The organism is Gardnerella sp. DNF00983 (genome assembly GCF_049244265.1).
GTDB lineage: Bacteria > Actinomycetota > Actinomycetes > Actinomycetales > Bifidobacteriaceae > Bifidobacterium > Bifidobacterium vaginale_J.
Genome location: NZ_CP058392.1, coordinates 1321288 through 1343045 on the forward strand (window position 1 = coordinate 1321288; position 21758 = coordinate 1343045).

Below are 21758 nucleotides of genomic sequence, written 5' to 3' on the forward strand. Positions count from 1 at the left end.
TAGGTACACGAAGAAAAATCTGCTGTGCAACTCCAAACGGAGCCACACACGCCCGTCAACTAGGAATGACCGGCGTTTGCTATTAAGATACCCCCCCCCCGTTCGCAAAAGTCAAGAGCCAACACGTAGCTCATTAACAAAAAACATCGATGTTTTTGCGGAAATATTTCACTTAAACTATTTTCAAGAGTAAAAAATACAGTATTATGCGTTATTTTTCGTAAAAATGTCAATTTCAAGGTTTTTAAAGATTTTTCTCAGAAAACTCTCAGGAAACTCCTGAATACTCCCCCAGCCAGACGCAAAACCGTTGCAAAAACGCCATTCTCACGCGACACGCCAACAGTCCACTTCTTGCGTGTCGTGCGGCGGCAGAAACTTTACACGACTGTAAAATAAAGGTCGCCTACGCGCCTTAATCCGGCAAAAACCGCGCAGCTGTGTAAAGGAAAAGTCGGCTACGCGCGGAAAAGCGGCAGAAAATTTACAGCGTTGTAAATAAAAGGTCGTTTGCGTGCGAAATAGCGGCAGAAACTTTACGCACGTGTAAAGAAATTGTCGCCTACGCGCCTTAATCCGGCAGAAACTTTACACGCGCAACAAAAAAGGCGGCAGGAACAATCCTACCGCCTAATTTTCACTATGCACTCACGCACAAAACTGCGTTACGCGCAAAGCAACAAAAAGTTAGAACTACTTAAGTTCAACAGAAGCGCCAGCCTCTTCGAGGGCAGCCTTAGCCTTCTCAGCGTCTTCCTTCTTAGCCTTCTCGAGAACAGCCTTTGGAGCGCCGTCAACGAGAGCCTTAGCTTCAGCCAAGCCGAGGTTGGTCAAAGCGCGAACAGCCTTGATGACTGCAATCTTCTTGTCGCCAGCAGCGGTGAGAACGACGTCGAACTCGTCCTTCTCTTCCTCAGCAGCGCCAGCAGCAGCTGGAGCAGCGGCAACAGCGGCGACAGGGGCAGCAGCCTCGACGTCGAACTTCTCTTCAAAGGCCTTGACGAACTCAGAGAGCTCAACGAGGGTCATTTCACCAAAAGCTTCAAGAAGCTCTTCACTAGTGAGCTTAGCCATAATTGGCTTCCTTTCTTACTTGGCCAGGCACACGGTGTGCCTTACGACCATAACATTTTTATATTTGGTTGGTCTCATGCAGCAAGCTGCAAGGGAATCAAGCGGCCTTTTCCTGCTTCTCGCGCAAAGCGTCGATTGTACGAACTGCCTTGGTTGGCAATGCGTTGAACAGGTAGGCGGCCTTGGACATGGTGCCCTTGAGCGCGCCGGCCATTTCGGAAAGCAACTGTGGGCGAGACTTCAAGTCTGCAAGCTGCTTTGCACCTTCGGCATCGTAAACAGTTCCATCTGCGAAACCGCCCTTGATGACGAGGGCTTTATTCTCTTTGGCAAAATCACGCAAGGTCTTAGCAGCCTCAATGAAATCACCCTTAACGAAGGTGACTGCAGTTGGGCCGGCGAGAAGCTCGTCGAGACCTTCAATGCCCGCTTCCTTAGCAGCAATACGAGCAAGCGTGTTCTTAGCCACAGAGTAGGAAGTATCGCGGCCTAGCTTTTCGCGCAGAGTAGAAATCTGCGGAACGGTAAGCCCGCGGTACTCGGTGAGGTAGATAGCGTCTGCATTACGGAAAAGTTCCGTAAGCTCGGCAACTACCGCTTCCTTTTCGGGCCTCTTCATGGCGTTCCTTCCTAAATTGGCCGTAGGTGAAAGAAACGCATCAAGCTTAATTAAACAGAGCAACAAAAAAGCCCTGCGCACTGGCAGAGCAACATAAAAAGCACACTAAGTGCTAAATAAAACTTACAACATACTAGTTGTAAATCATCGCTCAACCTGTGCTGGCATGACACATCAATTTCAGGAATTTTTAATTCCGCCAACGGTCTGTGGTTTACGTTGGGTAAGTTTAATACGCCCTTAAGACAATGTCAAGAGAAATACTATGAAAATAAAATAGAAATAAAAAAGAGGGCATGTAATTTACATACCCTCTAATTTTTTAATTTTTGCTTTTATATTTTTGCTTCACAAGTTCACTACTTGTAAAATGCACTCTTACATTAAACGCACATTTAAAGCACAGCATTAGCAACGAAATCAAGTAAGAACAGCAAAGAAACAATCCAGAGCATTGGATGAACTTCTTTAGCACGCTTCTTGCAAGTCATCACTAAGCAGTACATGATAAAGCCAGCGGCAATACCATAAGAAATGTTGTAAGAGAATGCCATGAACACTGCAGCGAAGAATGCAGGAATTGCCTCAGAAATATTATCCCAAGCAATTTCCTTCAAAGAGCTTGCCATCATGCATCCAACAACCACAAGCACGCCGGCAGTTGCAGCAGCAGGAACAGCGGAAACTACAGGAGCAAGCACGATAGAAAGCGCGAAGCAAATAGACACAACCACGGAAGTCAAACCGGTACGGCCACCAGCACCAATACCTGCAGCAGACTCTACATAAGTAGTGGTGTTAGAAGTACCGAAAATTGCACCAACAGAAGTTGCGATGGAATCAGCGAACAAAGCGCGATCCATCTTGGAGCTAAATCCGGAGCCGTTTTCAAGAGCCTTTTCGTCAGCCTCAGAGAAGATACCTGTACGACGACCAGTGCCAATGAAGGTACCCAAGGTGTCGAAAGTATCAGACATTGAGAATGCAAAAATAGTTATCAAAACAAGCGGAACGCGCGAAGAGTCTGCAAACAGCGTTGGGAAACCTTTGTCGCTAAATATTGCGCAGAAAGTAGTTGGCAAATCATGGAAAGCTCCCATGATTGACACAGAGTTGTTCATAGTCGTCAAACCCATTGGAATACCAATGATAGCTGTAACAACAATGGAAATAAGCAAAGATCCGCGAACATTCAAAACAGTAAGAATAATTGCCAAAAGCAATCCAATGAGGAACAACCACAATACCGGGTTCTTTAAAACAGCAAGACCTGGAATTGCAGGAGCTGCACCAAAATGAGACGCAACTTTTGCAGCTTTATCATCCTTTGGAGTGAACTTAATCAAATCAACGTTCACCATGCCAACATAAGCCACAAATAAACCAATGCCACCGCCGATTGCGTGTTGTAACGAAGTCGGGATGGCACGAATAATCATTTTACGAATTTTAGTAACGGTAATAATAATGTTAATTAAACCGCACAAGAACACCATGCACATTGCATGCTGCCAACTAAAGCCTAAACCTTTTACGACTGTGAACGTAAAGAATGCATTTAAGCCCATACCAGCAGCCTGAGCGTAAGGCACGTTAGCAAATAAGCCCATAACAAGCGTGCCAATAATAGCGGCAATAATTGTTGCTAAGAACACGCCACCCCATGGCATACCAGTTTCTTTTAATACATTTGGATTTACGATGATAATGTACGACATCGCGAAGAATGTAGTGAGACCTGCAGTGATCTCCGTTGATACATTCGTGCCGTTTTCTTTGAGATGGAAGAACTTTTCCATATACTCTCTGTTCCTTGGTTTACAAGCGCAAAAGACCAGAAAAGCGCAGCGAAAGCACTTGAGCAATCGCGTACGCAATTACATTTGGGCATTCACGCAGAGGTTACTGCGACTCGTCGAATGAACGAAGGCATCACAAAATCTCACATAAAATTATGAAAATTGCGAAACCTTTGAACAACCGAACAGCTCTGACCTTACGCGCACGTGCTGACCAAGGAAATACACCGAAATCAAAAAAGTATATAACAAATCAGCCAAAACGACCGGAAATATAACGCTCAGCTTCAGCGTTGCGCGGATTGTTGAACATAGTAGTCGTGTCTGCAAAGTATTCCAGATGACCAGGCTTACCGACAGCCTTCAAATTAAAGAATGCAGTGTAGTCAGCAACACGCGCAGCTTGCTGCATGTTGTGAGTCACAATCACAATCGTGTAATCGTTTTTAAGCTCATTAATCAAATCTTCTACAGCCAACGTAGAAATAGGGTCAAGAGCTGAGCAAGGCTCGTCCATAAGTAAAACTTGCGGATGCACAGCCACAGCTCTAGCAATGCAAAGTCGTTGCTGCTGACCGCCAGAAAGACCAATACCCGGCTTATCTAAGCGATCCTTAACTTCATTCCACAAGTTCGCGCCTCGCAAAGCCCACTCAACTAAATCGTCAGCATCACTCTTAGCAATTTTACGATTATTCAAGTGAACTCCAGCAAGCACGTTTTCGCGAATAGACATAGTTGGGAAAGGATTTGGGCGCTGGAAAACCATGCCAACATCGCGGCGGACAGCCACAGGATCCACGTCTTTGCCGTATAAATCGCGGCCTTCAAGAAGCACCTGACCTTCTACTCGCGCGCCCGGAGTGATTTCGTGCATGCGGTCTAAAGTGCGCAAAACTGTTGATTTTCCGCATCCGGAAGGTCCGATAAAAGCCGTCACTTTATTTGGCTCAATATTGATATTCACGTCTTCTACAGCAAGAAAATCACCATAGTAAATATTCAGATGCTTCACATCAATTCGCTGACCCATTTTATGCTCACTTTCTAAAAATTTAATTTGCTTTGCTTTGCTTGATTTCGCTTTATCTCGCTTTTACAGAAAACACTCGAGCTACAACTCGTCCCAAAATATTTAGCAACAATACCAACACAATAAGCGTTAAAGCTGCAGCCCACGAGCGCTCCATCGGAATTGACGTTACACAAGAAGCCGGCGCGTTAGCCGGGCAATTCGCAGAAAGCTTGGAATACTCCTGGTAAACATATACCGGCAAAGTCGTCATTTGCCCGTCAAATAAATTGAGATTCGTTGAAGCAATAAAGCCTGAAGCCATAAGAAGTGGCGCAGTTTCACCAATAACGCGCGCAACCGCAAGAATACAGCCAGACACAATTCCCGGAAGAGCAGTGCGCAAAACGATTTTTGTAATTGTGCACTGCTGAGTAACTCCCAAAGCAAGAGACGCCTCGCGCAAATCGTTAGGCACGATTTTTAGCATTTCTTGAGAAGATTTAACAACCGTTGGAATCATAAGAAGCGAAAGAGCAACAGATCCTTCAAAACCATTGATTGTGCCAGGGCCAGCAAGAAAAGCAAACATTGAAAACGCAAACAAGCCAGCAACAATAGACGGAATACCACTCATAACGTCAACAAGCAGATTAATTATGCGCGAAATTTTGTTTCCGCGAGCATACTCAACCAAATAAACAGCACACATTAAACCAATCGGAATTGAAATAACCATAGCACCTAACGTTATTTCAAGAGTTCCAATAATCGCGTGCAAAATTCCGCCGTAACCGCCAGTTACAGTAGCATTTCCGCCCACAACGTAAGTCATGTTATGAGTGAGAAAATCAAAATTCAAGCGCTTAATACCATTGATAATGGTTGTTAAAAGCAAAGAAATAAGTGGAATAAGTGCCACAACAAAAGACAAGAAAATCAGCACGCGCATAAGCATATCTTTACGTTTGCGCGCAGCTATGTGTGAGCGAGTTGGGCGGAATTTGTTGAAGTCAATAACTGGAGCTGCGGAATTTTCTGCGGAATTCTCAACAGAACTTTCGACAGACTTTTCGGCAAAAGTATTCTCGCTAAGCACTTCAATATTATTAATTTGATTCTCCATTTATGCGCCCGCCTTTCCTGTAATTTTGCGAGCAATAAAGTTGACTGCAAAAGAAATAACGAACAAAACTAAGCCGGTTGCAATAAGCGCACTTACGCCAAGACCGTTCGCTTCCGGATACTGCGCTGCAATATTTGCTGCGATAGTTTGATTTTGAGAAGCCTTGAAAATATTGATACCAAAAGTAAATCCAGGAGACAAAATCATCAAAACTGCCATTGTTTCGCCCAAAGCGCGACCAAGCCCAAGCATAGAAGCTGACACAATACCAGACTTTGCAAACGGCAGAACCGCTAATCTAATCATCTCCCACTTTGTAGCGCCAAGCGCAAGCGCACCTTCTTGCTGCAAACGCGGAGCCTGCTGGAAAATATCGCGAGCCATAGAAGTAATAATCGGCAAAATCATCACAGCCAAAACTAATGCAACCGTAGCAGCAGAACGAGAAGGATTAGCTGCCGGACCAGAAAATAGCGGAATCCAGCCAAAAAGTTTAGAAACCCAATCCCAGAAAGGATACATAGCTGGAACCAAAACCAATCCGCCCCACAAACCATAGATTACGGACGGAATCGCCGCAAGCAAATCAATTACTCCACTTAAAAGCGGAACAATTTTTTTAGGCGCATAATACGAAATAAACAGAGCAATACCAATTGCCACAAAAAATGCGAACAGCAACGCGAGCGCAGACATAAGCACTGTGCCAAAAATAAGAGGAGCCACATAGCTTATAAAATCATGCGCTTTACCACCAGTAAAATCAGCAAACACATGACTTACTTGATCGTGATTTCCACTTAATAACGGCAAAGCACGAAACAGCAGAAATACTGCAACTGCCGTAAGAACAAGCAAAATTAGCATGCCGCAGCCTGCAGCCACGCCTTTAAAAAGACGGTCTGCAAGATGAGTGCCAACATAATTTTTTCTATTGCTCTCAGAAATTTGAGCAGTTTCGTTTGCACTATTCGCAACTGCTGTCGCATTTTTCGTAGAACTCAATCATTCTCCTTTATAACCGATACGTTCATAATATCAGTTTGTAAAGTTTTTACTTTCCTGTTTTAACAGACTTAATTGATGCGCTAATTTTACTTACCAAATTTTGCGGAAGTGGAGCCGTTCCAGCAGCGGAAGAAGCAGCATTCTGACCTTCCGCGCTAGTTATGTAGCTAAGCCAAGACTTCACAAATTGCGCAGTTGAAGCATCCTTATAAACCGGGCAAGCAATATCGTATGAAACTAACACAATTGGGTAAGCGCCCTTAGCTTGCGTATTGTGATTAATTTTCATAACAACGCGATTAGGATATTTTTCAGAAGCGTCTGCGTCAATTTCAGAATCAGCTAAAGTTTGTGAAGCAGCTTCCGGAGAAATCTCATTGTAAGTATCCCCCACTTTCACTGCAACTGTGCCAAGCTTACCGACTTGCGAAAAATCAGCGTAGCCAATCGCACCATTTGCCATGCGAATAGTAGACACAACGCCCGAAGTGCCCTTCGCACCTTGACCGACATTATTTGGCCAGTTTTCGCTAAGATCGTGCGACCAATCGTCCGGAGCTGCATCCTTCACATAGCTTAAGAAATTCTGCGTTGTGCCAGACTTATCGGAGCGATGAACAACAGTAATCGGCGTGTCTGGAAGCTTTAGCTTAGGATTTTGCTTCTTGATATCGTCATCATTCCAGCGCGTAATTTTGCCGTCGAAAATTTTAGCAATCGTCGAAGCGTCCAAATTAATATGCTTGCCAGCATCCGAAACACCTTTAAGGTTGAAAATAATCGCAATTGGTGAAACATACACAGGCACGTCGAAAGCCGTAGTTCCATTAGCACAAACCGACTTAGACTTTTCAACTTCGTCGTTACTCAACGCTTTGTCTGAACCAGCCCAAGCAGTTGCACCAGTCATAAAAGTGGTAACGCCAGCACCAGAACCGGTAGGATTGTAAGCAATTTTTGCACCCGGATTTTTAGATTGGAATCCTGCAATCCACGCTTCCATTGCAACCTGCTGAGAAGAAGCGCCCGAGCCTTGGAAATTGCCGGAAATCTTAGTGTTTTGCGAACCTGACGCGTTGGAATTATCAGCAGGAGCGTTGTCTCCGCAAGCAGCGCAAGTTGCGCACAAGCCGAAAGTAATCGCAGCCGCAGCAATAGTGCGGAACTTAATTGCGCTTTTAGTCGTATTTAATTTTGTTGTATTTAGTTTTGTTGTAGTTGTTGTATTCAATTCGTTTATATTTAATTTGTTCATATCGTTACGCATATTCTTCTTTCCTTTCGCGAAGAATTGCCTTGCACCCCACCACATTTTCGCGTTCCTATAGCCGTATTGCGAATTGGGCGCATTTTCTTAACTTAATCCCTATCTTTTTTTATTAACGCAACCATCATAAATAGGTGGGTTAAACCGCACCGGCAAAAATAAAATGGGTACCAAAAATGGCGGCATTTGGCGCTACTTATTGCGCTATTTGCGTAAACGTAGGGTGGCGACCACATCAGCGTGTCGAAATGTCACAAATTGCGAATTATATTTACAGTAATTTTTGCAGCCGTGTCCGCGTATTCGGAAATATCGAAAGTCTTGAATGTTTCGTATTGAGTATCCGCGTTATCACTCATTGCGCGCACAATAAGCGCAGGAACGTCGTTACGAGCAGCCACATGCAAGACTGCTGCGCCTTCCATTTCCACAGCATCCGCTTGAGTAGCTGCAATTACTTCCGCTACTTTTTCTGGCGAATCAACGAAATAGCCGCCGGACGCAATCGTTCCAGCAATATGCGTAATTTTCATATCGGTAAGCACTTTGCTAGCTACTTTGAGCAAGTAATCATCCGAATGGAATTCGCTTGCAAACGGCTTCCATTGGCCAATTAAACGCATATCAGTATCGAGATATTTTACAGTTTTTCCAAGAACAACATCGTTCGTATGCAAATTTTTATTAAGATTTCCCGCAATACCAGAAAAAATTACGACTTGAGGATTGTATGCGTCAATAAGATATTGCACAGTTGCAGCAGCATTAACCAAGCCCATGCCACCAACCGTAGCCGCGACTTCAATTTTGCTACCATTCGCCGAGTTGAGAGTACCGCAAGATACGTCAAGACTTGCAGCCTTCTTGTGACTTACGTTTTCAAGCGCGCTAGCAATATGTGCAACTTCCTCATCCAAAGCGCCAACAACAGCAACTTTAGTAATTTTCTCAGTATTAGACATTAAGAATCATCCTTTTTTTTACTTCGCTACTTACGCATTTATCGTTATTCTTAACCAAAAACACACATACTAAAGTCATAATAACAAAAGTTAAAGTCGCAATATTCAGCAATGCGCCGCACGTAAAATCAAACCAAGGATTCACAACAGGAACATTGAGAAACGCAATAATTTGATCCTGCAAAGCAAGAAAAGCGAAAAATCCAGCTATAATCAACACACAAACTAAAGTGCCAACAATGCGACGCCATCCGTTAGCAAAAACAAGCAAAGCAATTCCAGTTACAAACGGTATAAAAACGCTAAACCACAATGCAGAAAACATAACAAGCGTGTACCCTGCACTATGCGTGCCACGATACCATGCAAAAGCAAGCAAAATAACACCAGTGGCAATCAAAGCAAACAGCACATATTTCACAATCGAAAACGCTTTACACGCAAAACCTTTATTCGCTTTATTTGCTTTATTCAAGTCTTTGTTATACATTTCAACACACTCCCTTGTACGCAAAATATAGTGCAAAAATAGGCGGCAAATACAGTAAGGAATATAAGCCAAGTAGAAATTAATTGAGATTATCTTACTACAATCTCTAATCTCTAAGCTCTACGGCGAGTTGCTACAGATTTAGCTAAAATCCTTAGCAAATTGGCAGTATCTTCCCAAGAAATGCAACGATCCGTAATAGACTTGCCGTATTCAAGCTCGCTAAGAGGAGCAGGATCTTGATTGCCGCCCTGCAAGAAGCTCTCCATCATAACGCCCTTAATGCCCTGCTCGCCATCAGCCAAACGATCCGCAATCTCACGCACAACCTCAATCTGGCGACGCTCATCCTTGCCAGAATTACCATGCGAGCAATCCACAACCACGCCGTTAGAAGCCACGCAACCAGTGCCCAAACGCAAACGAATTGAAGCCACAGCAGAAGCAACCGATGCAGCATCATAATTCGGACCCTTACTAGAACCGCGCAAAACCACGTGGCAATCCGGATTGCCAAGAGTCTGCACAGCACAAGCACGACCAAGATGATCAATACCAAAGAACGTATGATGCTGGCTCGCAGCCAAGCAACCATTTACAGCCGCAGAAACAGAACCATCCGTAGCATTCTTAAAACCAACCGGCATAGAAAGACCACTAGCAAGCTGACGATGAATCTGAGACTCCGTATTACGCGCACCAATAGCACCCCAACTCACAGCATCCGCAATAAACTGAGGGCTGGTCGGCTCCAAAAACTCAGTAGCAGCAGCCAAACCAGCATCCAACACGCCAAGCAAAGTCTTACGCGCAAGAAGCAAACCCTTGTGAATATCATGCGTTCCGTCAATATCCGGGTCGTTAATCAAACCCTTCCAGCCAAGAGCCGTGCGCGGCTTTTCAAAATATACGCGCATAACAATAAGAAGCTCACCCTCAAGCTCCGAACGCAACTTAGCCAAACGATTCGCATAATCAAGAGCAGCCTTAGGATCATGCACAGAACACGGGCCAACAATAACCAATAAGCGATCATCGTCGCCATTCAAACAGCCACGAATTTCATCGCGCGACTGCGCAACAATATCCTGCGCATACGGCGACAACGGCAACTCACCAAGCACCTGAGCAGGAGTTGGAAGAGGTTCAAGCTCAAGCACGCGACGGTTAATAATCCGATCCACACCAACCTGGTCTTCCCAGCGTTGGAATTTCGCAGAATTAAGAGGGTTGCGTCCCTCCTCAACTTCCTTCTTTACCGCGCGAGAAGTACGCTGCTCAGCTGTAGAAGCCATTTGTTCACCATCCTATAAAAACTGTGCTTGGTGGGGTCGGTGCGCGTTTTTAGAACGCGCACCGCCGAACTCGCGCAGAGAGTCCACCGGACTCTCTGCAATAGCGAGTTCGGCGATCTCGAGTAGGCTAATTTCCCTGTGAAATTAGCCTAGGCGAGAGCGCCCATTGGGTCCCACGCCGGTAATACGATTGCTGGTTCTTCCAGGGCTTTGCGATATTCCTCTGGAAGCAAATTCTTTGGAACTGCAACCTCATACACGTACTCAGTAAACCAGTCGTCACTCATCGTAAAGTAACCCTTATCCGCAATATCAGTGCCCCAAGAGTTCTCTACGCGCCAACGACGAGTAGTCGTACCATCATCAGCAACATCCACGCCAGCAAAAGCCATAGCATGATTCATCGCAGAATCAGCAAAACGCACACGCGCTTCCTTATCCAAATCAAAATCAACGCCATAAACGCGACCATACTCGAACAAATCAGTAGCCCAAGCACCATTCTCGCGATCCATCATAGGATGGCAATCGGCACCAAACCACACTGGAATGCCCTTCTCAACCAAAATCTTACGCACGCAATCCTTCATAAACTGGTTTGGCACGTTCAAATATTCGGTTGCGTCTCCGCCAGCAACATTACCCAAGTGCTCAATAGCAATTTTCTTGCCCTTAGGATGTTCAGCTCGAGGATCGTCAACCAAGCACACATAATCCTCAAGACCAGCATTCACGTACTTCTTCCAGAACTCAACTGGCGTAATCTCACCATCGCGATGGAACTTGCCGTCGCTATCAGTCCACTCCCAATCGAAGCTCTTAGGTGGCTCACCCAAGTGGATCGTCAAAATCCTGTGACCTGCAGCAGTAGCATCCGCAATAATCTCATCAATTTCAGTAGCATTCGCATACATATGAGCAACAGCAGTATGCAAAAGCGCACGCAACTGCGTATTCATAGCACCAGTATTCTTAGAAGAAGCAGTTTCTGGGAACAAATCCTTAGGAACAGCACCATACTTCTTGTAAACGTTCATAGCCATGGTCCACTGGCCACCATCGCCCATAACATCGTGCAACAAATGCTGAATCAAACGAGAATCTGAAGGCTCACCTGCGCGCACCAAAGCTGCAACATCCTTCAAGAAGTAGTTAATTCGCTCAAGCTTGTCATAGTACATCGCATAGTTCTGAGAAAACTCAAATTCCTTCAAACCAAGCGACTTCTTCGCAATGAAACGGGCCACGTTCAACGAACTAAACAGCCAGCAACGCCCAGAACGATCCTGATGCGTTGCATCTCCGTTGTCAACGATGGTAGAAAAACGACGCTGCAATAAGCGCGCACGATCATAATTGCGCGCGACTTTATCAATACCAGCAGCAGTCACACCATTCATAGCTAAACGGTTTAAAGGATTTGCGTCAAAATCCTCACGCAAACCTTGTAATTTTTCATCAGTTAGAGCAGTGATTTCAGTCACAATGCTACCTTTCCTGTTAATTATCAATATTTATTTCAAATATTTATTCAAATACCAGCGCATTCTAGCGTACGATATTTAAGCCAATCTACAAATTTTACAATATTTTCTTTACTAATTATTTGCGTCTTGGTTTTCTTGAGACTCTTTAGCTTCTTCAGATTCAGCCAACGCAGCTTGAACATCTCGCTGAGCTTGCTTCGCATCCGCAGAAGATTGCGCATCAGTCGAATCCTCATTATTGTCAGAAGCTTGCGCAACTTGTTGATTTTGTTGAGCATCTCCAAAATCAAATCCAGAGAAAGCATTCGCAAACAGCGAGCGCAATTCCGTAACGCGCTGCGTAATAGTTGCCTCACGATGCTGCAATTGCGTTAATCGAGTCGTCATGCCATCAAGCTCTTGCTGTGCTGCAGCTCTACGCTCTTCAACCTGAGCAGTCGCCTCCTGCATAGCTTTGCGCACAATATCAGCAGCCTGACTATCCGCAGCTTGATGCGTTTGCGCTGCATATTCGTCAGCTTCTTGATGAACAGTTTTTGCGCGAGCAACCAAAGCATCTGCTTCTTCCTGAGCTGCACTTTCTTTCTCTTTCAAGCCAGAAAGCAAGGCATTGACTTTCTTTGTAGCTTCCTCCTGCTGAGCAGCAATATCTGCACGAATCTGCTCAACTTCTGCACTAACTTGGCTTAACGTACGCGTGCGCTCAACTTGAGCATCATCCGCAATTTCTTGAGCTTTAGCAGCAGCAGCATCCGTAATTTCGCCAGCTTTGCGCTGTGCGTCAGCCATCATCTTCGAAGCGTGTTCGCGCATATCAGCAAGCTTTTTATTTGCTTCTGCGAGAGCAGACTCAATCTGATCGTTTGTTTCAGCTTTAGCACGCGCAATCTCTTCGTTTGCAGCCGCACGCTGCTCAGCAATTTTTTGAGCAGCCTCCGACTTAAGCTGTGAAATACTGCTTTCTTGCTGAGCGCGCTCAGAAGCCATGCGCTTAGTGTGCTCCTCTTGAGCATTTTGTAAAGCTAATTCTGCAGCGTCTTTTTGAGCTTGCACATCTTTAGCAGTAGTATCGCGCAAACGTGCAGAATCTTCTTGTGCAGCTTGCATAAGTTGCGTCGACTTTTGCGTGGCATTAGAAAGCATTGTGTCTGCTTTAGTTTGCGCTTCTTGCATTAAATGCGCAGCATCCAGTTTTGCATTGTTCAGCAAAGTTCCGGCTTGTGCTTGTGCATTCTTTTTAATTGATGCAGCATCTTGCTTAGCGCGCTCAAGCAATTGAGAACTAGTCTGCTCTGCAGATGCCAGTAATTGTTGCGCATTTGCACCTAAAGATGCAAAAGTATTTCCGCTTTTTGCACGTTTTACATTATTTTTTTCTTCTTGCAATTGCGCTTGTAATTGCAAAATTGATTCATCGCTTGAACGCACTTGTTCACGCAGACGAGAAATAGTGCGCTCATAGTTTGCAAATGCTTCATTTACCTTGTCTTTATCGTACCCACGCAACGCGGTTGGGAATAAATCAGCCACCATAATATTCCTTTCACAAGCCCCCACACAGCTGCACAAAACGCTGTGCTACACCATCAGAATCAACGCTATCACTTACAAGCAAAAAACACTCGTGTGTTGCGCACGTTTTTGCTAAGCTCACACAACTGCACTTACTACCTAGCTCAAATACAGTAATGTTTATATAGCATATATGATTATTTGTCGCGAATTACTAAAGCAAGAAGTCTACCTTCATGCGATTTTCCAGCTAAACTAGCACGTCGATGAGAATACCATAGCGGATTTTCCAAAGTGCACATTGGGTTTTGCAAATTTTGCAAACGTTCTGGCAAAGAGTCGCCTTCACCATCTACTTCGCAAATCGTGCGCAATTCCTCATCTTCAGATAAATATTGCGTTGCAGCAGTAACTCGCGGCAAAGCGTCAACAATATTTGCTACTCCTGCGAGCGCTAAATCAATGCGCGCAGCTTCAGCAATATCAATACCGATTCCACCGAAACGTGTTTTTGTTACTGTTTGTGGGTAGCGTTTTTCAAAATCGCGCGCAATACTCTCACCAACTTCGTAGCAATCTCCGCAAATACATGGGCCGAGCACTGCTGTTATGCGAGAACGCTCAGCTCCCTTTTCGCACATTGCTTCGATTGCAGCATCGAGCACTCCAGCCATCAAGCCTTTTCGCCCACAATGCGCTGCAGCGATTACTCCAGCTTCGTCGTCCGCAAGTAAAACGGGCAAACAATCTGCAGCAAACATTCCCAAAGCAAGCGAGCACGCAGTTGAAACTTGCGCATCTGCTTCAATTCTCAATTGCGAATCCGCAAAACCTGTTGCATCAAAGCCGTAAGAAGTATTCCATGAATCTACTACACTATCTGCATCGAATACTTCTCTGCTATGAACTTGAGCAACAAGCGACAAGTCCGCTTGCAAAGCTTTCTGTAAAGCTGCGCGATTGCTCGCTACAGCTTCCGCGCTATCTCCTGCGCGTCCGCCTAAATTAAGTGAAGCAAATGAGCCTTCAGAAATTCCACCCAATCTAGTAGTAAAAACTGCATGAGTGCGAGTTCCTAACGCCACCGGAATAGTCACAGGAATTGGTGCACCGTCCTCATCTTCGTGAGGCAACGGCATACCAGTTACGCTTGTTTCTTGCATTTTATTGTTTTCTTTCAGCCTAAATAAGCCAATTCTTCATTGCTTAATTGCAAATCGGAAGCTTTCAAACTATCTAAAATTGTAGCCGGTCTATGAGCTCCAGGAATTACGAATACGTGATCGCCTTTAGATAGCTCCCAAGCCAAAACTACTTGCTGATAACTTACGTTATGATTTTCAGCAACTTTGCGGAATGGATCGAAAAGATGCTCGTCATAAGGATGGCGGAATCCACCTAACGGACTCCAGCAAACAAAAGCAATTCCAAGCTTTTCGCAATATTGCAAAGTATCTTCATTCTCTAAATGAACTGGAGAATATTGATTTTGTACTGCTACTAGCTTTTCTCCTAAAATATTGCGCGCAATATCGATTTGCTCTACAGAAGCGTTAGAAATACCTATTTCTCGAGCCACACCTTCGTCAAGCAACTGTTGCATTGCTTCAATAGACTCATTGTATGGAACTTCTGGATCTGGCCTGTGGAAGTAAAGCAAGTCAATAGTGTCAACACCTAAAGCCATTGCAGACTCTTTGGCATGCGCAATCAAATGCTCTGGCTTGCCATCCTTACCCCATGTTGGTCGCCCATCAGTAAAGTTACGGAAGTGACCGACTTTAGTAGCAACCAAAATAGAAGATTTGTCGCCTTTCCAGCTTTCTAAAGCTTCACGAACAAGCTTTTCACCAGTTTGTTCCTCACCGCCAGAGCAGTAATACGCCCATGCGGTATCAATATGTGTGCAGCCAGCATCAAGAGCCGCGTGAATTGTTTCAATTCCCATATCGTGGCCAAGATTGTTTTCTATTGTCAATGGCATTTCGCCAAAACCAATAGCGGTTGTATCGAACGAACCTAATGCGCGATGCATAACCATATTTCACCCCTACTTTGTAAGTTTTATATTTTCCGTAAGTATTTATTATTGCATTACGCTACTTTACGCAGTCGCAATATTTTACTACTTTTTATATTTTATTTTATTGCACAGATTGCATAAAACAGTTGAATCGCTATTTAAAAGAAATGCCTCCAAACGCAAACGCAGCTTGAAGGCATTTCTACGAATATTTATTTTTATTTAGTATCTAGCAATAATTTTGCTTTAATACTATTTGCGCGATTAATCTTCCTCAAATGGATCAAAATCGCGACGCACGCGGCGGCGAGGACGCTCTGTGCGCTCTTCACGAGCCGAACGATACTCGTCATAGTGATCGTCATCAGCTGCATAACGCGGCTTTCGATCGGATACGCGACGATTTTCTGAATCTCGACGATTTGAGCGATCTTCACGGTCATCGCGGTCTGCGCGCTCTTCACGGTCGTCGCGATTTTCGTAACGATCGTCACGATCATCGCGCACACGGCGACGAGGACGCTCGTCAAAATCGTTGTCGCTGTAGCGATCATCGCGATCCGCACGATCCGCACGACGGTCGTCACGGCGAGCGCTGCGGTCATCATAACGGTTATCGCGATCCGCGTATCGGTCATTTCGATCCATGCGATCTCGATCGTCACGATCATCGCGCACGCGGCGACGAGGACGTTCATCGCGATCCGCACGATCATGATTATCGCGATCGTCACGGCGAGAACGACGGTAATCGCCACGAGAGTCACGAGAGTCACGAGAATCGCGATCGTCGCGAGAACTACGGGAACGATTTTCACGTGCTGCTGGAGCAGAAGATTCTTGATCTTCAAAACCTGGAATAGCCAAAGAAATCTTGCCGCGCTCATCTACGCTTTGCACGATAACTTCAACATCATCGCCTTCCTTCAGCACATCTTCAACAGTGTCAATGCGCTCACCGTTTGCTAAATTGCGAATCTGTGAAATATGAAGCAAACCGTCAGTTCCAGGAGTCAAATTCACAAAAGCTCCAAAGCTTGTGGTCTTAACAACCTTGCCTGTGAAAGTTTCACCAGCTTTTGGCACGCGAGGATTTGCAATAGAATCGATGATTCCCTTAGCTTTCTCAGCAGCTTCGCCACCTTCAGAAGAAATGTAAACGGTACCGTCATCTTCAATAGCGATTTCAGCACCAGTTTCTTCCTGAATTTGGTTAATCATCTTGCCCTTAGGTCCGATTACTTCACCAATCTTGTCTACAGGAATTGTGGTTGTAATAATGCGTGGAGCAAATGGGCTCATCTCAGCTGGGCAATCAATGCACTCGTTAATAACTTCAAGAATCGTTGTACGAGCTTCATGTGCCTGCTGCAAAGCGGCAGCCAAAATGTCAGCTGGAATACCATCAAGCTTCGTATCGAGCTGCAAAGCAGTGATGAATTCGGAAGTACCAGCAACCTTGAAGTCCATATCACCAAATGCATCTTCTGCACCGAGAATATCGGTCAAAGTCTTGAAGATATGCTTTCCATCAACATCGCCAGAAACTAAGCCCATAGCAATACCAGCAACTGGAGCTTTCAAAGGCACGCCAGCAGCAAGCAAAGAAAGCGTAGAAGCGCAAACGGAACCCATAGAAGTAGAACCATTAGAGCCAATAGCTTCAGACACCTGACGAATAGCGTATGGGAACTCTTCGCGGCCTGGCAATACTGGAACCAAAGCCTTCTCAGCTAAAGCACCGTGACCGATTTCACGACGCTTTGGAGAACCAACGCGACCAGTTTCACCAGTGGAGTATGGAGGCATTTCGTAGTTGTGCATATAACGCTTGGTTTGTGGGCCAGAAAGCGCATCAACCTGCTGCTCCATCTTAAGCATATTCAAAGTAGTCACGCCCAAAATCTGGGTTTCACCACGCTGGAAGAGTGCAGAACCGTGTACGCGAGGCACAACATCAACTTCTGCAGAAAGCGTACGAATATCGCGCAAACCGCGACCATCAATACGATAATCTTCAGTCAAAATACGACGGCGAACAATTTGACGCTGCAATTCCTTAAACGCATTGCCGAGTTCCTTTTCCTTTTCGGCTTCGTCCATATCAGTGAATTCTTCAGCGATTGTTTCGCGCACGTGTTCCTTAATTTCCGCAATGCGATCTTGACGAGGCAGCTTTTCTGCAATAGAAAGAGCCTCGTTCAAATCAGCATGTGCAATCTCGTCAATACGAGCATAAAGTTCGTCAGTATATTCTGGGAAGAGTTGGAATTCCTTAGTTTCCTTAGCTGCAATGCGCTTCAACTCATTTTGAGCATCGCAAATAACCTTAATAAATGGCTTTGCAGCTTCCAAACCGCCGGCTACAACTTGCTCATCTGGCTTAGTTTGACCATCATTGTAAATCAAATTCCAAGCATTCTTACCAGCACCAGCCTCAATCATTGCAATAGCAACATCGCCGTTTTCAATCACACGACCAGCCACAACAATTTCAAATACTGCACGCTCGCGCTCACTCCAGCGTGGGAAAGCAACCCACTGGCCGTCAATCAAAGCCAAACGAACGCCGGAAACTGGACCCTCAAATGGCAAACCAGAAATCATAGTAGATGCAGACGCAGCATTCAAAGCAATAACATCGTAAGCATCATCTGGATTAATTGCCAAAATTGTTTCAACAACTTGCACTTCGTTACGTAAAGTGTGTGGGAACAACGGGCGCAACGGGCGATCAATAATACGGCATGCCAACGTTGCTTCGTTAGAAGGACGACCTTCACGGCGGAAGAACGAACCTGGAATCTTTCCAGCAGCATACATTTTTTCTTCCACATCTACAGTTAATGGGAAGAAGTCGTAATTTTCCTTCGGGCTAGATCCTGCAGTCGTCGTCGACAAAATCATGGAATCGTCATCCAAATATGCGGCAACAGCACCGTCTGCTTGCTGAGCAAGTCGACCAGTTTCAAAGCGTAGCGTACGCTTACCAAATGAACCATTATCAATAACGGCTTCTACAGCCTTAATTTCGGGACCCTCCACGGGTTCCTCCTTTTCTTAACTTACCTAATCAACCAACATGCGTAATAACATTGACGACTTCGCATTATTACCTATATGCGAATATTTGCACTCTTTGCAACACTTGCGTTACGTCAATATTTCGTAGTGTTTTTTGTTTCGGTTACTTCAATCATCCGTATTAAGTTATGCTTCAATTTTCAATTATGTGTTGAATTATTTGTTAATTCTTTTTAGTTATAAATTATTTTTTAGTTATAAATTTTAAATATTGCCCACTACTTTATTGTCCACTACACTTTCCCCAAATATTGCGTATGAGTGAACAATTTATGCATTTAACAATTGAGCAAACGTATAAATAATACAAAAGCCCGAGCTTAAGCCCGGGCAATAAGACTATCGACGCAAGCCGAGTCGTTCAATCAAAGAACGATAACGGTTGATGTCAACACGCTTCAAGTAATCGAGAAGACGACGACGATCACCAACCATGAGCAACAAACCACGACGAGAATGATGATCGTGCTTGTGCTCCTTCAAATGCTCAGTAAGGTCAGCAATACGCTTGCTAAGCAAAGCGACCTGCACTTCTGGGGAACCCGTGTCACCCTCGTGCGTCGCGTATTCGTTGATAATATTCTTCTTATCTTCAGCCGTTAATGCCACGGCGTCCTCCTTAATATCACTGCGCGGTGCCACAACCTTCTGTTGTAGCGCTCTCAATCCGCGGGCGTTACACGCCAAACGACTATTGTACAACCACTTGCAAACAAGTTATTTTTGTAAAATCTAAACATTACATTGCTGTCAAAAAACCGCCAAAAATAACTACTAATATTGCCAAAACCTCAATTGCATAAAACATTATGAACGATGCCCAACTGCGCGTAAGAACATTCAAAGCTGAAGTTTTAGGAACAATTACAAGCAAACCGACAAAAATGACAGCAAATACAGCCACTCCAATACCTGCAGAAATAATGCCAAGATTTGCCGCATTCGCTAAACCTGAAGCATGGCCATAGACCACATAAGTCGAATACCAGAAGCTCATGTTTAGCATGCATAATCCGGCAATAAGTTGTTCTAAAGCCAGAAAAACAGCAAACATTATTCTCCAAATCCAACGATGAGTGTCAATTAACGCCATAGCAAGACTTGTAAAAGCAGCTACTGTTATTACCCACGAAATAAAAACGACACCTTGCGAAGATAATCCAGAGCAATGCGAAATAACCCATAAAGTATGACGAACTGCCATAATGCGGCCAATCCAATACGGAATAACAATGGCAACAAGCAGAACGCCAAAATAAATCCACCATCTCTTTGGATTAGAATGCTTACGAGAAAAATCAGCAATAGACAAGTCTGTTTCCGGCAAACCAATGTTTAAATATTCGTCAGAAATTTTGCTTTTTGAATCATCATTCTTTTCCGGAACTTCATTAGCATTGATTACGCGAGCAGAACGTTTCCTAGGCTTTAGTGGAGCAAAACTTTGCGGACGTTCACTATCATGCTCATCATTTAACTTCATTCGCTACTTCTCCTGCCAATCTTTAATCGTCAAGCAATTTCTCAAGTTTTAACAATGCAACATTACATTACTAATATTGTATGTTATAACGCAATTAACCGATAGCGTGTGCACAAAAAGTGTCAACCGTTTATGGCGACTGCTAGGCTCAAAATAACAGTTGTTTCGCTTGATTTTTAATTAGCAAGCGTCACTAAATACGCAAAATTTATGACAGGACATTATGGGATTTATTCATTTTATTGTTAACCTACTCAAGGATCCACGCTCAGCTATTGCAAGTTGGATTGCAATGGGCACAGCTCCAGCATTAGGTCTTATTTTTCTCATTGTTTTTATTGAAACAGGCGTAGTATTCTTCCCATTCCTTCCAGGAGATTCACTTCTTTTTGCAGCAGGCTTTTTTGCAGCTCCTGACGCTCAAACAGGTCATAGCGCACTTCCACTTCCGCTATTACTTGCCGTAGTGTGGCTAGCACCAATTATTGGCGATCAGTGCAATTACTTTATTGGTCATTTCTTCGGTCGAAAGATTGTAGAATCCGGAAAAGTAAAAGCACTCACTCCAGAACGAGTTGCAAAAACCGAAAAAATGATTGATAAATGGGGTCCGCTGGCTGTATTCTTGGGCAGATTCTTCCCATTCATACGCACTTTTATGCCGTTTATTTCCGGAATTTCTGGAATGCGTTGGACACGCTTCACACCATTTTCTGTATTAGGCGGTCTCATTTGGTCGTCGCTTTTCACATTTCTTGGATATTTCTTCGGCAAGATTGATTTTGTACAGAAGAATTTTGAATTAGTAATTGTTGCAATTTTGCTTATCTCGCTTGTGCCAACTTTTATTGGTTTATACAAAGCGCACAAAGCAAAGAAAGCAGCAAAAAGTTAAATTACTTTGTATTAATGGGAATATTCGTGTGGTAGAGATTTGAGATTTTTCGCACTGAGCGCGGACGCTCGCGCGGGTAACGCGCTTGCTACGAAACTCGCGTTGGAAGTCCACTGGACTTCCAACTTAAGCGAGTTTCCGCTCCGAGTTGCCTTCGCGCGCTACGCTTTAAGCGCTTCGGCAGGTCGTCGCGCAGAGCCGCAGGCTGCTGATTCGCCAAGCGAAGAAGAAAAATCGAAAAATCTCTGCGATAGACACGGTTATTAACGATTAAGCACGCAGAGTTTGGGGGATTTCTTTACGAGCACTAAAAGAGGACTGATGGAGCAACGTTCTTTAAAGAACAAAGCAGACAGTAAAACCTTTAACAGCCAAAGCGACTGAAGGACGGGACGTGCGAGGAAAGAAATCCCCCAAAACTCGCGACACAGTAAAGAGGTATTTTAACTTACGACACTCAAGCACGCTGCACTACAAAAAATGTTGTTTTTATACAAGCTTTGTAGTACAGTGTGCAGAGTTGTCATAAGATGATTTGTCTTAGACATTGGGGCTATAGCTCAGTTGGTAGAGCGCTTCGTTCGCATCGAAGAGGTCGTGGTTTCGATTACCATTAGCTCCA

At 44.5% G+C, this 21758-nt stretch carries 18 protein-coding genes and 1 tRNA gene; 2 read left to right on the plus strand and 17 right to left on the minus strand.

Annotation, left to right across the window (positions count from 1 at the left end; all coding sequences use genetic code 11):
- Window positions 1-693: 693 nt before the first annotated feature.
- The 17 genes from rplL to HXT34_RS05230 all read right to left on the minus strand — a co-directional run bounded on the left by rplL (window position 694) and on the right by HXT34_RS05230 (window position 20241).
- Window positions 694-1074: a 50S ribosomal protein L7/L12 gene (gene rplL / locus HXT34_RS05150; RefSeq protein WP_119487302.1), complete on the minus strand. Its 381-nt coding sequence runs from the start codon at window positions 1072-1074 to the stop codon at window positions 694-696.
- Between the two features lie 97 nt (window positions 1075-1171).
- Window positions 1172-1693, minus strand: coding sequence for a 50S ribosomal protein L10 (gene rplJ / locus HXT34_RS05155; RefSeq protein ID WP_012913809.1), 522 nt, complete (start codon window positions 1691-1693; stop codon window positions 1172-1174).
- A gap of 395 nt (window positions 1694-2088) precedes the next feature.
- A complete protein-coding gene (locus HXT34_RS05160; RefSeq protein ID WP_415687200.1) occupies window positions 2089-3492 on the minus strand; it encodes an NCS2 family permease in 1404 nt (467 codons plus the stop codon).
- A 253-nt stretch (window positions 3493-3745) separates the two neighbouring features.
- Window positions 3746-4525: a phosphate ABC transporter ATP-binding protein PstB gene (pstB, locus tag HXT34_RS05165; protein WP_415687423.1), complete on the minus strand. Its 780-nt coding sequence runs from the start codon at window positions 4523-4525 to the stop codon at window positions 3746-3748.
- A 52-nt stretch (window positions 4526-4577) separates the two neighbouring features.
- A complete protein-coding gene (pstA, locus tag HXT34_RS05170; RefSeq protein ID WP_421784694.1) occupies window positions 4578-5630 on the minus strand; it encodes a phosphate ABC transporter permease PstA in 1053 nt (350 codons plus the stop codon).
- On the minus strand, window positions 5631-6578 hold the full coding sequence (gene pstC / locus HXT34_RS05175; RefSeq protein WP_421785466.1) for a phosphate ABC transporter permease subunit PstC: 948 nt from the start codon (window positions 6576-6578) through the stop codon (window positions 5631-5633). It abuts the gene before it with no gap.
- Between the two features lie 106 nt (window positions 6579-6684).
- Complete coding sequence (gene pstS / locus HXT34_RS05180) at window positions 6685-7950, minus strand: phosphate ABC transporter substrate-binding protein PstS (protein ID WP_421784696.1); 1266 nt, start codon at window positions 7948-7950, stop codon at window positions 6685-6687.
- A 206-nt stretch (window positions 7951-8156) separates the two neighbouring features.
- Window positions 8157-8867, minus strand: coding sequence for a 5'-methylthioadenosine/S-adenosylhomocysteine nucleosidase (gene mtnN / locus HXT34_RS05185; protein ID WP_415687427.1), 711 nt, complete (start codon window positions 8865-8867; stop codon window positions 8157-8159).
- Window positions 8860-9357, minus strand: coding sequence for a hypothetical protein (locus tag HXT34_RS05190; RefSeq protein ID WP_421784698.1), 498 nt, complete (start codon window positions 9355-9357; stop codon window positions 8860-8862). Before HXT34_RS05190 ends, mtnN begins: the two co-directional genes overlap by 8 nt.
- Before the next feature lie 113 nt (window positions 9358-9470).
- Window positions 9471-10652 carry a 3-deoxy-7-phosphoheptulonate synthase gene (locus HXT34_RS05195; protein ID WP_415687430.1) on the minus strand — a complete coding sequence of 394 codons (1182 nt, stop codon included), beginning with the start codon at window positions 10650-10652 and terminating at the stop codon, window positions 9471-9473.
- A gap of 149 nt (window positions 10653-10801) precedes the next feature.
- Complete coding sequence (locus HXT34_RS05200) at window positions 10802-12136, minus strand: C1 family peptidase (RefSeq protein ID WP_004105599.1); 1335 nt, start codon at window positions 12134-12136, stop codon at window positions 10802-10804.
- Between the two features lie 114 nt (window positions 12137-12250).
- Window positions 12251-13672, minus strand: a complete 1422-nt coding sequence (locus HXT34_RS05205) for a cell division protein (protein WP_421784701.1) — start codon at window positions 13670-13672, stop codon at window positions 12251-12253.
- 176 nt (window positions 13673-13848) lie between these two features.
- Window positions 13849-14814: a polyphenol oxidase family protein gene (locus tag HXT34_RS05210; RefSeq protein ID WP_415683264.1), complete on the minus strand. Its 966-nt coding sequence runs from the start codon at window positions 14812-14814 to the stop codon at window positions 13849-13851.
- Between the two features lie 14 nt (window positions 14815-14828).
- Window positions 14829-15692, minus strand: coding sequence for an aldo/keto reductase (locus tag HXT34_RS05215; protein WP_415683263.1), 864 nt, complete (start codon window positions 15690-15692; stop codon window positions 14829-14831).
- Window positions 15693-15938: 246 nt separating this feature from the next.
- Complete coding sequence (locus HXT34_RS05220; RefSeq protein ID WP_415687435.1) at window positions 15939-18719, minus strand: polyribonucleotide nucleotidyltransferase; 2781 nt, start codon at window positions 18717-18719, stop codon at window positions 15939-15941.
- A gap of 378 nt (window positions 18720-19097) precedes the next feature.
- Window positions 19098-19367 carry a 30S ribosomal protein S15 gene (gene rpsO / locus HXT34_RS05225; protein WP_004109774.1) on the minus strand — a complete coding sequence of 90 codons (270 nt, stop codon included), beginning with the start codon at window positions 19365-19367 and terminating at the stop codon, window positions 19098-19100.
- A gap of 130 nt (window positions 19368-19497) precedes the next feature.
- Window positions 19498-20241: a teichoic acid transporter gene (locus tag HXT34_RS05230; RefSeq protein WP_421784704.1), complete on the minus strand. Its 744-nt coding sequence runs from the start codon at window positions 20239-20241 to the stop codon at window positions 19498-19500.
- 223 nt (window positions 20242-20464) lie between these two features.
- On the opposite strand from HXT34_RS05230, the gene HXT34_RS05235 reads away from it, so the two are divergent.
- Both HXT34_RS05235 and HXT34_RS05240 read left to right on the plus strand, forming a co-directional pair.
- A complete protein-coding gene (locus HXT34_RS05235) occupies window positions 20465-21136 on the plus strand; it encodes a DedA family protein (protein WP_415689073.1) in 672 nt (223 codons plus the stop codon).
- Between the two features lie 549 nt (window positions 21137-21685).
- Window positions 21686-21758, plus strand: a tRNA-Ala gene (locus HXT34_RS05240).

Coding starts and splice junctions, on each gene's coding strand:
- rplL (WP_119487302.1), bottom strand. CDS start 1,074: ATGGCTAAGCTCACTAGTGAAGAGCTTCTTGAAGCTTTTGGTGAAATG.
- rplJ (WP_012913809.1), bottom strand. CDS start 1,693: ATGAAGAGGCCCGAAAAGGAAGCGGTAGTTGCCGAGCTTACGGAACTT.
- HXT34_RS05160 (WP_415687200.1), bottom strand. CDS start 3,492: ATGGAAAAGTTCTTCCATCTCAAAGAAAACGGCACGAATGTATCAACG.
- pstB (WP_415687423.1), bottom strand. CDS start 4,525: ATGGGTCAGCGAATTGATGTGAAGCATCTGAATATTTACTATGGTGAT.
- pstA (WP_421784694.1), bottom strand. CDS start 5,630: ATGGAGAATCAAATTAATAATATTGAAGTGCTTAGCGAGAATACTTTT.
- pstS (WP_421784696.1), bottom strand. CDS start 7,950: ATGTGGTGGGGTGCAAGGCAATTCTTCGCGAAAGGAAAGAAGAATATG.
- mtnN (WP_415687427.1), bottom strand. CDS start 8,867: ATGTCTAATACTGAGAAAATTACTAAAGTTGCTGTTGTTGGCGCTTTG.
- HXT34_RS05190 (WP_421784698.1), bottom strand. CDS start 9,357: ATGTATAACAAAGACTTGAATAAAGCAAATAAAGCGAATAAAGGTTTT.
- HXT34_RS05195 (WP_415687430.1), bottom strand. CDS start 10,652: ATGGCTTCTACAGCTGAGCAGCGTACTTCTCGCGCGGTAAAGAAGGAA.
- HXT34_RS05205 (WP_421784701.1), bottom strand. CDS start 13,672: ATGGTGGCTGATTTATTCCCAACCGCGTTGCGTGGGTACGATAAAGAC.
- HXT34_RS05210 (WP_415683264.1), bottom strand. CDS start 14,814: ATGCAAGAAACAAGCGTAACTGGTATGCCGTTGCCTCACGAAGATGAG.
- HXT34_RS05215 (WP_415683263.1), bottom strand. CDS start 15,692: ATGGTTATGCATCGCGCATTAGGTTCGTTCGATACAACCGCTATTGGT.
- HXT34_RS05230 (WP_421784704.1), bottom strand. CDS start 20,241: ATGAAGTTAAATGATGAGCATGATAGTGAACGTCCGCAAAGTTTTGCT.
- HXT34_RS05235 (WP_415689073.1), top strand. CDS start 20,465: ATGGGATTTATTCATTTTATTGTTAACCTACTCAAGGATCCACGCTCA.